Raw genomic sequence first — 10,710 nt, 5'->3', positions numbered from 1 at the left:
CGTCGCGGGCCTTCAGCTCGCGCGCGAGCCCGGCGCGCGCAAGCGCTTCGAGAACGGCGGCGAGGTCGGCACGATCTGCCGCGACTACTGCTTCAACGGCAACCTGGTGATGCGCGCGACGGGCGACCGGATGCTGCTGTCGCCGCCGCTCGTGATCTCGAAACCGGAGATCGACGAGATCGTCGAGAAGGCGAAGCGGGCGATCGATGCGACGGCGAAGCAACTGGGCATGGCGTCGTAGCTCAGGGCTGGCGGCACGAAGTGCGCCGAGCGGCGACTGCTTCGGATGGAATGCGTTTCGGGTGCAACGCTCCGCCTTCGTTCGCTTGCCGCGCAATTGCGAACAGACGATCCGCGCCCGCCGCCATACCGCTCGCGAACGCGATCCCGAGTGGCGTTCCTGCGCGGCGGCAAGCGGAAAGAGCGCGCGTCGCGATCGCGCGGAGCCGATCTGCTGCTCGATCGCGATGCGCGCAAAGCACCGGCTCGACGGGCCGACTCTTTCCACTTCGAGTCGAGACTGCCGCGTTCCGCGAACGTGGTCGCGTACTGCGCACGTCGCACGTCGAGCGTCCCGGAGAGAACGAGCTCCCCAGCCTTCAAGTGAACGCGGGAACCACCCGCGCGCTCAGTTTCCGCGCGCTTCCCTTGCCGAGGGTTCTCACTCGTGCGGCGGTGCGCCGGAGGGGCGATTTCCGGGGCGTTCTGCGATGCGGTGCGCTTGGCGCGCGGCCGTCGCGTCAGCCGGATGATCGAAGTTCGTCAATGCGTGGCTCCCGGACGGTGGCTGACGCCGACGTGGAGTTGCAGGATGGGCGAAGGCGTGCCGGGCTGGGGCGGCGTCATCGGACGATCGGGGGCGAGGAGCCGAGCGGGGTCGTCGAGGTCCTGCCTCGCCCCGTTGCCGAGATGCTGCTGCATCCAGTCGAAGCCGCGAGCGGCTATCGCATCGGGTGGATCGATGCCGTATACGCCGGCGCCATAGAGGGACGCCATATAGGCGGGGGCTTCGATCGTTCGCAACAGCAGCAGTTCGCGACGAGCCTGCATTAGCTTCTTTTGTGCTTCGCGGACCGCGTCGGCGAAGCGGCTTGCCTGTTCCTCCGTTTGACAGATGGAATTCCGCTTCCGATCGATGGCAATACGGCTCCCATGAGACAGGTGCGTTCGGCATGGCATTGGGATCGCAAATGATGGAACAGGTTTCAGGCGGGGCCGGCAGGCACGGCTGCCTGACAGCCTTCAGGCAACGGTCAATATAATCGGCCGCTTCGTGTAATGTGAGTCTGTCGAACACGGGCGACTCATCGACTTTTCGCGCGAGCGCACCGGAATCCAGCGGCCGGTGTAAGAGTTACCGTCCGATTATGTCCATTTTATGGTGCGTGAAATAATTGCCGGGTTTTGTTAAAGAGAATTAGGGCGGGTTTTAAAACGCTAAAAAAACGCAGTGACTTTCCGGGCGAATGCGTTATATTTTCGACCTGCTATGTCGTCAAAAAGAACGAAGGCGCGCCGGGGGCAACCATGCAATTATCCGATATTGCAGGCTTCTTGAACCTGCAAAATAGTCGTCTGCTGAGCATTCAGACACCGCTTTGCGGTCAGTCCGAACTCGTTATCAGCGATTTCCAGTGCAGCGAGGGGCTGTCCGTCCTGTTCGACATGCGGTTGGGCCTTGCTTCGCGCGATCCGACGATCGAACTCAAGCAGATGATCGGGCAGCCGGTCGCCATCTCGCTCCAGTTGCCGGCCGCGTTGGGCGGCAACCCGGTGCGCCATTTCCACGGTTACGTGACGCAGTTCAGCCATACCGGCACCGACGGCGGCCTCGCGACGTACGCCGCCACGGTTCAGCCATGGATGTGGATGCTGTCGCGGCGCGTCGACTCGCGCATTTTCCAGGACAAGAGCGTTCGCGACATGCTCGACAAGGTGTTCTCGCAGTACGCGAAACTGGCTTCCTACGAGTTTCGGTTGTCCCGTGCGCTCAAGCCATATAGCTACTGCACGCAGTATCGCGAAAGCGATCTGAATTTCGCGCTTCGGCTGATGGAGCAGGAAGGGCTGTTCTTCTATTTCGAGCATGCGAAGGATGGCCACAAGCTGATCGTCACGGACGATTCGACTCACGCCAAGCCGATCGACGGCCCGCCGGCGCTGCGCTATTCGGCCGGCGAAGTGCTCGACGACGAGGCGATCGTGTCGCAATTCGCCGCGCATCGGCAATTGACGTCCAGTACCGTCAGTCTCAAGACGTTCGACTACAAGGTGCCGGGGGCCCGGCGCTATGTGTCGGGCGATACGAAAACCGAGCAAGGAAATGTCGACCCGTACGAGGTGTACGACTACGTCGGGCTGCACGGCTTCGATTCGACGGACCGCGGCGAGGAACTCGCGCGGTTCAGGCTCGAAGCGCTGGCGGCGGGCAGCAAGACGTTCACCGGTGCGGGCAACTGCCGCACGCTCGCGCCCGGGCGTTATTTCGAACTGACCGATCATTACGACCACGGCGGCGCGCGGCCGGAGGACAGGCGGTTCCTGCTGACCGCGGTGCGCCATCATGGCGTGAACAACTATCAGTCGAACGAAGGCGTTGCATCGTATGCGGCGAGCTTCCAGTGCATCCGCAAGAAAATCCCTTTCCGCCCCGCGCTCGCGACGCCGCGCCCTGTCATCGCCGGTCCGCAGACGGCGATCGTAGTCGGCCCGAAGGGCGAGGAAATCTATACCGATTCGCTCGGCCGCGTGAAGGTGCAGTTCCATTGGGACCGTCTCGGGCAACGCAACCAGGGCAGCTCGTGCTGGGTTCGGGTGGGGCAGCCGTGGGCGGGCGGCGGGTTCGGCGGCATGCAGATTCCGCGCATCGGCGACGAGGTGGTCGTGTCGTTTCTCGACGGCGATCCGGATCGGCCGATCGTCATCTCGCGCGTCTACAACGCGCAGAACATGCCGCCGTGGAAGCTGCCGGAGAACGCGACGCAAAGCGGCATCCTGTCCCGCTCGACGAAGGGGCACGCGGGCACCGCGAATGCGATCCGCTTCGAAGACAAGCAGGGCGAAGAAGAGCTGTGGCTGCAGGCGGAGCGCGACATGCGCACCGAGGTGAAACACGACGAGCTGCGCGTCGTCGGGAACGACCATCGCTGGGCGGTGGGGCGCAATCACACGCTCAACGTGAAGGAAGATCACGTTTCGAATACGGGCAACAACCAGACGGTCGGCGTCGGCAGCGCGTTCGCGATGACAGTGGGCGCGCTGCCGGCCGAAGGCGCGGCGCCGCCGCACGCGGGAACCTATGTGCTCAACGTCACGGAGCAGGTGGTCATTCAGTGCGGCAAGTCGAGCATCACGATGACGAAGGACGGCCTCATCAAGCTCGAGGGCGTGCAGATTGTCGAGAATGCTTCGGATTACTTCCTGATGCAGGGCAAGAAGATCGATCTGAATCCGTGATGCGTGCGCTTGTTCGCGAGAGACTACTTTGCAAACGATCAGAACATGAAATATCTCACGCAAGAATGCAGTTTCGATATCCCGTCGTTGAGCGACGATCGCACGGTCAATGTGCTGACGCTCGTCCATCCCGACACGAGCGGCACGTTCCAGATCGTCGTCAGCCGCGATCAACTGATCGGCGGCGAGGATCTGAGCCGATGCATGCAGCGGCAGATCGGGCTGATGACGCGTCACGTGACCGGCTTCAAGGAGATCTCGCGCCGTCCGGTCGAGATCGGCGAGCAGCGTGCGCCGGCGCTGGAGCTCGAGAGCACGTTCCGCCAGTCCGGCTCGGCGTTTTACCAGATCCAGGCGATGACGGTCGTCGACGCGCCGCGCCTCTTGGTCATCACGTTGTCGAGCCAGACGCCGTTGACCGAGCTGCATCGAACGACGTGGCGGACACTGCTCGACAGCTATAGCGCCCACGCCTGATGCCCGTGCGTTCACGCTCGCCATGAATACACGCGGTATTGCAACGGGTCCGGTCGTTTCCAATGAGCCAGAACTGATCTCGCCATGTCACTCCTCGCCGCCGCCCGGGTGAACGACACCTTCACCCACACCTCGTTGCTTGCCCAGATGCTGAAAGTCGCGGCGACCGTCGGCGCAGGCTTGCTGGTCGGCGCGGCCATCGGGGCTGCCGCGGCCTTCGTCGTCGGGACGGGCGGGCTGGGGGCGGTGGTACTGGGGGCCGTCGTCGGTGCGGTGATGTCCCAGGCCGTCAATGCGGCGGCGTCCCATTTTCTCGGCGCCGATTCGCTGGAAGGCTATTTATCGGATAAAGCCGGCGAACTCATCGACAGTTTCATTCCCGGCGACGTGAAGGGCGCCATCGCGACGGGCTCGACCGATGTCTTCGTGAATGGGCGCGGCGCGGCCCGCGCGGCGGGCGTGGCGGCGCCGCCGCTGCCGCCCGGCGTCGAGCCGCAGTCCGTCGCGGATCTGTTCACGCCGGTCGATCAGGATCTCGTCGCTTGCACGAATCACCCGAATCCGACGGGCGAGCATCTCGCGGAAGGCTCGGCGAGCGTCTTCATCAACGGCCGGCCCGCGTCGCGCATCAAGGATGCGACCACGTGCGACGGCAAGATCAACACGGGGTCGGCCGACGTCAGCATCGGCGGCGACCGGGTGAGGGTGCGGGAGGTCACGAGCGAGATGCCGCCGTGGCTCGCGACGATCGCGAAATACGCGGGTCTCGCCATCGCGCTTTGCCAGGCCATGCGCGGCCAGGGATCGCTTGCCAGCAAGCTCGCCTGCTTCGGCATGAACTTCGCGATCAACATGGCGGCCGACAAGCTCGTCGGCAGCGTGATGTCCGGTCGCGCCGGACACCCGGTCCACATGCCGACGGGCGCGAAGATCCTCGACGGCGAAGAGGATCTGGATTTCGTGCTCGACGCGCCGGTGCCGATCGTCTGGCAGCGCTTCTACAGCAGCCTCGATCCGCGTGCGGATCGGCCGCTCGGCCGCGGATGGAACCTGCCGTATGCGGTCGAACTGCAACTGGGCATCGGCGGCGACAATCCGCACCGCTGGATCGACGCGCAAGGACGCCGAACCCCGGTGCCCGATCTGCAGCCGGGGCAGAAGTACTTCAATCGCAGCGAAGGACTGACTTTTGCCTGTACGCCGGGCGGGCACTGGATGATCGAGCAGGACGACGGCCTGTGTTTCGATTTCGGCCTGCCGCGCGTTGGTCGCGCGACGCAAACGCTGCGTCCCGTCGTATTCGAGGATCGCAACGCGAACCAACTGCACTTTCACTATGACGCGCACGGTCGTTTGGACGAACTGGCGACGATGGCGGACCACCGCGTGCAGATCGAATATGACGCATCGCACCGGGAGCGGATGTCGCGCGTGATCCTCCACGCGGGCGGCGCGACCGAATGCCTGGTGAGTTATGCGTATACCGCCGACGGCCTGCTCGCGAGCGTGTCTGACGGAGAAGGGCGCGAGCGGCGCCGCTTCGACTACGATCCGGCGGGACGCATGACGATGCATCGACTGCCGGGCGGCAAGACCGCGCATTACGCATGGGAAGAATTCGAGCGCAAGGCGCTGGCTGAAGAGAACGGCTTGACGGACAGGGAGGCGCGCGTCGTCGAACATTGGACGAATGACGGCGAGCGTTATCGATTCGCATACGATTTCGCGCGGCAGGCGACGCGCGTGACGGATCACCTCGGCCGCACGCGGCTGTGCGAATGGAACGCCGACTATCTCGTAACCGCGCATACCGACGCGCTCGGACAGATCTGGCGTTTCGATTGGAGTCCGAATCGCGAGCTTGTCGGGTTCGTGGAACCGAATGGCGCGACGACGCTGCTTCGTTACGACGACGAACGCGGCCTGCCCACCGAGCTTGTGAACGCGCTCGGAGAGACGACGCGGTTCGCTTGGCATCCGCTGTGGATGGCGCTGGAGCAGCAGACGCTCGCCGATGGCCGGCAGTGGCAATACGCGTTCGACATGCGCGGCAATCGGGTCGGCGAAACCGATCCGCTCGGGCAGCGCACCGAGTTCCGTCTCAATCGGCAAGGGCGGCCGGCGGCGATCGTCGACGCGCGCGACGGAATCACGCAATTCGGATGGGACACGCGCCACCGGCTGATCGCGCGCACGGACTGCTCGGGCATCACGACGCGGTTCGAGCATGATGGGCGCGGCCGGATGACGGCGCTGACCGATGCGCTCGGCCACACCACGCGTTATCGCTACGACGGCCGCGATCGGATCGCCGAAGTGAAATTGCCCAACGGCAGCGACGAGCATTACCGCTGGTCGCTCGCGGACGAGCTGGCGGCGTTCGTCGACGGCAACGGCCATGCGACCTCATTCGCTTACGACGCGGTGGGGCGCCTGACGACCAGAACCGATGCGAACGGCCATCGGGTCGGCTTCGAATACGACGCAGCCGGCAATTTGCGCGCGCTCTACAACGAATTGCGCGACAGCTACCGGTTTGCGTACGACGCCGCCGACCGCCTGATCGAACAAGTCGGCCCGGATGGCGTGCGCGTCGAATACCAGCGCGATGCGAGCGGTGCGCCCGTCGTGGTGAGGCAGGCGGCGGGCACGCCCGAGCAGATCACGATCGAACTGGAGCGCGATGCGCTGGGGCGTCTTGTTCGCAAGCGCACGCCGGAAACCGTGACGACATACGGCTACGATGCGACGGGCCGGCTCGAGCGGGTTGCGCGCACGCATCTCGATGGCTGTCCGATGGACGCCGTGACATTCGCATACGACGAACTGGATCGGTTGGTCGGCGAAACCTCGGAGGTCGTCGGCGACGACGGGCAGATCCGGATGACGAGGCTCGCGCATGAGCACGACGCGCTCGGCAATCGCATCGGCACGACGTTGCCGGACGGCCGCACGCTGAGCTGGCTGTATTACGGCAGCGGTCATCTGCATCGGATCGCATCGAACGGCGAGACCGTCTGCGATTTCGAGCGCGATCGCTTGCATCGCGAGGTGAGCCGGACGCAGGGGGCGCAGACGCTGGCGACGGCGTACGACAGCCTGTCGCGGAAGGTCGGGCAATGGATCGGCGACGTGCGGCACGGACCCAGCTCATGGTCTGCGTTCGGTTCGCGGCAGAGTCAGGATCGGTTGCGCAAGGCGTTCGCGTACGACCGTGGCGGCGAACTGACGGCGCGGATCGATCCGCTGGGCGGCGAGCTGAACTACAGCTACGACCCTGCCGGGCGATTGCTCGGCAGCGCGGTTGCGGGCGCGGCCGGCCGAACGGATGCAGCGGGCGTGTTGACGGAGCAATTTGCATACGATGCGGCGTCGAACCTGCGCCCGGCGGGACAGCCGGGGCGGGTGGAAGGCAATCGGTTGCTGATGAGCGGCGATCGCCGCTATCGATACGATGCGCACGGGCGGCTCGTCGAGAAGCTGACGGGCGGTCACACGATCCAGCATCTGAAGTACAACGTCGAGCATCAACTCGTCGAAGTGAATACGGTGCGGCGCGGCGTCGAGCAGACGGTGCGCTTCAGCTACGACGCGCTGGGGCGGCGGATTGCGAAGCACGATGCGTTCGGCACGACGCGGTTCGTTTGGGACGGGATGCGACTCGTGCAGGAGCAGCGGGGGCACCAGGCGGTGACCTACCTGTATGAGGGCGAGGGGTACGTACCGCTGGCGCGGATCGATGCGATCAACGAAGACAGCCATTGGCTGTGGCGGTTGTATCACGAGGACGAGCGGGACAGGCCGGCCGTCGATGCGAAGCCCGAAGCGAAGATCTATTACTTCCATGCGAACGCGAGCGGCGCGCCGGAGGAGTTGACGGACGGCGGCGGGCGAGTAGTGTGGCGGACGCGGTACCGGGCGTGGGGGAATACGATGCTGCAGGAGTATGCACCGGAGTTCCGCGCGAATCCGGCGGGGGATGTGATGCAGCCGCTGCCGCAGGCATTGCGGTTGCAGGGGCAGTACGAAGATCTGGAGACGGGGTTCTGCTACAGCACGTTCCGGTACTATGACCCGGAAGTGGGGCGGTTCATTACGCCGGATCCGATCGGGTTGGCGGGCGGGTTGAACCAATATCAGTATGCGCCGAATCCCATAAGCTGGATCGATCCGTGGGGATTATCTTGCGCAAGTGATCTAAAAAATATCAAGGAGCAGTTGAATTCGGGTAAGAGAGCCCAAGTAACGGTCGGCTCAAAGGCAGAGGCTGAGGAGTTATTGCTTGCTCTGACTACTGGTAAGGGAATGCCTAGGGCATATAGAAATACGACAGGGCAGGTGCTTCCGAAGGGAAGGATTTCTGAAAGCGGGTCAGATTGGTTGCCAGGTGGTCATGGCGCTTTTGAGCGAGAAGGTTCTTACCATTGGGATGCTGCCGATGCGAGTGCAAAACCCGGAGATCATGCCTTGTTGGGCGATCACCTTCAAATTCATAATTTTGATGGGAAGATAATAAGAATTTTTTATTGAAATTTAAGATTTGGGGCGAGTGATGAGCAAGCAAGAGCCTGCATTTGTTTATGGCCCATTTCCTCCAGGTGTCCGCGCGGATGAAAATGGTATGTTCTATGAGGAAATATTGCCGGATGGGGCATCTAAATATGTAATCGTTAGAGCTGTTCGGTATATGGATGAAAGAGCGCGAGAGTTGATGGAGAACGGAATTTCTTTGGATGATCTGTATCCGGAGGTTGCTGTTCTAGGTAGGGAGCCAAGGGAGAATGCCTTGTGGCTCTATAAGGTGGAGAGCTTTACGGTTGATCGACAATACCACGAGGATCAAGAGGTTTTTTCGGATCATGCGGAAAATTACGTCTATAACGTTTTTGACGATTATCATGAGATGATGGATTTTTGTCTAAAAAATCATGGAATTGATCAGGGAAATTTTAAGAAAAAATGGGAGACTAACTATCCTGAATTTTGATGCGGTGGATTAGCGGGGAGGTGTGTTTTGGTATTCGGATAAGGAAATGATGAAATCATTTATTTGAGTGTTTGGTGGGGTTGATTAGCTGTGGGTGTCCCTCGATGATGGTGGCGCGCTAGCCAAATGGATGCCCGTGAGCAGCTCCCCAAGATTGAAATGGCCCGAAGAAATCGGGTAGATCAAAAGTAATCGGAATCTATCTGCCTGCAAAAAATCATCGCACTAGGCAGCGTGATTTGTACTCGCTGAAGAAGCTGCAACCGTATTTTGGTGGCTACAACCTGACGACTTTGACGCGGGCCGATGTGCGGCGCTACATCGGTAGTCGGCAAGCCGACGATGTGTTGGAGTCGACCATTCGGCGCGAGTTGCGCTTCTCCTCTGCCGCGATCAATTTCGTCCGCCTCGAGTGCGTTCGCTCTGATTTACCCAATCCGGTGATTCGGCTTACGACGACGCCCGGCGAGGCTCAGGTGTGATGGATCAACCGTTCCGAAGCGGAGTCGTTGATTGCGAGCGCAGCGTGTTTTGCGCGTCGGCATCGCTGTAGACGTAGTGGAGATTCTGCGCGTCAAACACGCTCGTCAGGCGTGGTCGTAAATGCAATGTAATTGGGGCTTGAGTGTTGACTCATTGTAGTGGGTGGAGAAATGAGCGCGGAGAAGAAAGAGAGGGAATGGCGGCTATTTCAGTCGTTTCGTAACGATTATCCTGAGCTGATCGGGGATGCTGAACCATCTGAGTGCCCAGACATACTTGTGCGAAATGATAGGCTGATCGGCGTTGAAATGACGGAGCTTCACATCGTCGCCGGCGAGGAGCTGGCAAGCGAGAGAAGGCAGAAGATACCTCGCGAGCGTGTTGTGACACGCGCTCAAAAGCTTCATGACAACGCAGGCGGGAGGCCTATAGAACTATCCATCACTTTTGATACTGCCCACCCGTTAAAGAACTCTGCGGAGGTTGAGGCATCGGCTATTGCGATAGCTGAAGTCGCGTCTCATGTTCAATTGGGGCCACCGGGTCTGGTTGATGCTTTGACGTTCGAGCATCTAGATTGCGTGTCGTGGATGTATCTGAGTGGCGAGTGGGCCAATCCCAAGTGGCAGGTGCTGCAATCCTATTCGGTTCCGGTGCTTCAAGTGGATCGTGTTCGGCGGGCGATCGCAGACAAGACCGAAAAGGCTAAGAAGTATCAGCAATGTGATGCTTACTGGCTGCTGATAACCGTGGATTTTTGGGATCCCTCGCAGGATCAGGGGGTGGACTGGCCGAGCGGTGAGGTACTGGAATTTGGGCCGTACGAGCGCATCTTCTTATACAAGTCCACTTATCGACGTGTGGTCGAGATACCGCGGACTTGATGTGTGGGGAGTGCCCCTATGTTGTTCGTCAAGCGTTAGGGGCCGACTTGGGTTGGTAAATGGTGCCGTCGCGCAGCATGGCGAACAGGACGTCGCAGCGTCGCCGAGCCAGTGCGATGAGCGCTTGGTTGTGGCGCTTGCCTTGCTGGATCTTGCGCGAGTAATAGGCCCGTGAGACTGGGTCTCGTAAGGCCGCGAAGGCGGAGAGGAACAAGGCGCGCTTGAGCACCTTGTTGCCCCGTCTGGACGGGTGCTCGCCACGGATCGACGAGCCTGAGCGCCGGGTGACCGGCGCGAGGCCAGCGTAGGCCGCCAGATGAGCAGCCGAAGCGAAGGCTTTATGGGCGACTTCGGTCAGGAGTCTGGCGGCGGTCCTGACGCCGACTCCCGGCATGCTGGTCAGGACCGGCCAAAGAGGGTGAG

Annotated in this window: 8 protein-coding genes and 1 pseudogene; 7 read left to right on the top strand and 2 right to left on the bottom strand. The window is 61.6% G+C overall.

Going from position 1 to position 10,710, the window contains the following annotated elements; genetic code table 11:
• Window positions 1–241 (top strand): annotated as a pseudogene (locus tag WS62_RS04420) (aspartate aminotransferase family protein); the annotation flags it as partial.
• 521 nt (window positions 242–762) lie between these two features.
• Here WS62_RS04420 and WS62_RS32495 read toward each other — a convergent pair.
• Window positions 763–1,050, bottom strand: coding sequence for a hypothetical protein (locus tag WS62_RS32495; RefSeq protein ID WP_231748189.1), 288 nt, complete (start codon window positions 1,048–1,050; stop codon window positions 763–765).
• A gap of 477 nt (window positions 1,051–1,527) precedes the next feature.
• Here WS62_RS32495 and WS62_RS04410 point away from each other — a divergent pair, with 477 nt between their 5' ends.
• From WS62_RS04410 to WS62_RS37845, 6 genes are all read left to right on the top strand, one after another.
• Entirely contained in the window at window positions 1,528–3,456 is a 1,929-nt protein-coding gene (locus WS62_RS04410; protein ID WP_066568259.1) for a type VI secretion system Vgr family protein, read from the top strand.
• Between the two features lie 45 nt (window positions 3,457–3,501).
• Window positions 3,502–3,933 carry a DcrB-related protein gene (locus WS62_RS04405; protein WP_231748188.1) on the top strand — a complete coding sequence of 144 codons (432 nt, stop codon included), beginning with the start codon at window positions 3,502–3,504 and terminating at the stop codon, window positions 3,931–3,933.
• Between the two features lie 84 nt (window positions 3,934–4,017).
• On the top strand, window positions 4,018–8,463 hold the full coding sequence (locus tag WS62_RS04400; RefSeq protein WP_231748187.1) for an RHS repeat-associated core domain-containing protein: 4,446 nt from the start codon (window positions 4,018–4,020) through the stop codon (window positions 8,461–8,463).
• A gap of 22 nt (window positions 8,464–8,485) precedes the next feature.
• Entirely contained in the window at window positions 8,486–8,920 is a 435-nt protein-coding gene (locus WS62_RS35885) for a hypothetical protein (RefSeq protein WP_156440857.1), read from the top strand.
• A gap of 239 nt (window positions 8,921–9,159) precedes the next feature.
• Window positions 9,160–9,402, top strand: coding sequence for a hypothetical protein (locus WS62_RS04395; protein ID WP_066568248.1), 243 nt, complete (start codon window positions 9,160–9,162; stop codon window positions 9,400–9,402).
• Between the two features lie 171 nt (window positions 9,403–9,573).
• Window positions 9,574–10,287, top strand: coding sequence for a hypothetical protein (locus WS62_RS37845; protein WP_231748186.1), 714 nt, complete (start codon window positions 9,574–9,576; stop codon window positions 10,285–10,287).
• Between the two features lie 28 nt (window positions 10,288–10,315).
• Here WS62_RS37845 and WS62_RS04385 read toward each other — a convergent pair.
• Window positions 10,316–10,710: transposase (locus WS62_RS04385; protein WP_156440856.1), on the bottom strand; the 395-nt coding region annotated here is incomplete at its 5' end.

This window comes from Burkholderia sp. ABCPW 14 (assembly GCF_001523835.1).
Taxonomy (GTDB): Bacteria; Pseudomonadota; Gammaproteobacteria; order Burkholderiales; family Burkholderiaceae; genus Burkholderia; species Burkholderia mayonis.
This window is presented reverse-complemented; position numbering and strand designations above follow the sequence as displayed.

Bases quoted from the DNA above. Each gene is read 5' to 3' on its own strand.
- WS62_RS32495 (WP_231748189.1), bottom strand. From the start codon at position 1,050: ATGCAGGCTCGTCGCGAACTGCTGCTGTTGCGAACGATCGAAGCCCCC.
- WS62_RS04410 (WP_066568259.1), top strand. From the start codon at position 1,528: ATGCAATTATCCGATATTGCAGGCTTCTTGAACCTGCAAAATAGTCGT.
- WS62_RS04405 (WP_231748188.1), top strand. From the start codon at position 3,502: ATGAAATATCTCACGCAAGAATGCAGTTTCGATATCCCGTCGTTGAGC.
- WS62_RS04400 (WP_231748187.1), top strand. From the start codon at position 4,018: ATGTCACTCCTCGCCGCCGCCCGGGTGAACGACACCTTCACCCACACC.
- WS62_RS35885 (WP_156440857.1), top strand. From the start codon at position 8,486: ATGAGCAAGCAAGAGCCTGCATTTGTTTATGGCCCATTTCCTCCAGGT.
- WS62_RS37845 (WP_231748186.1), top strand. From the start codon at position 9,574: ATGAGCGCGGAGAAGAAAGAGAGGGAATGGCGGCTATTTCAGTCGTTT.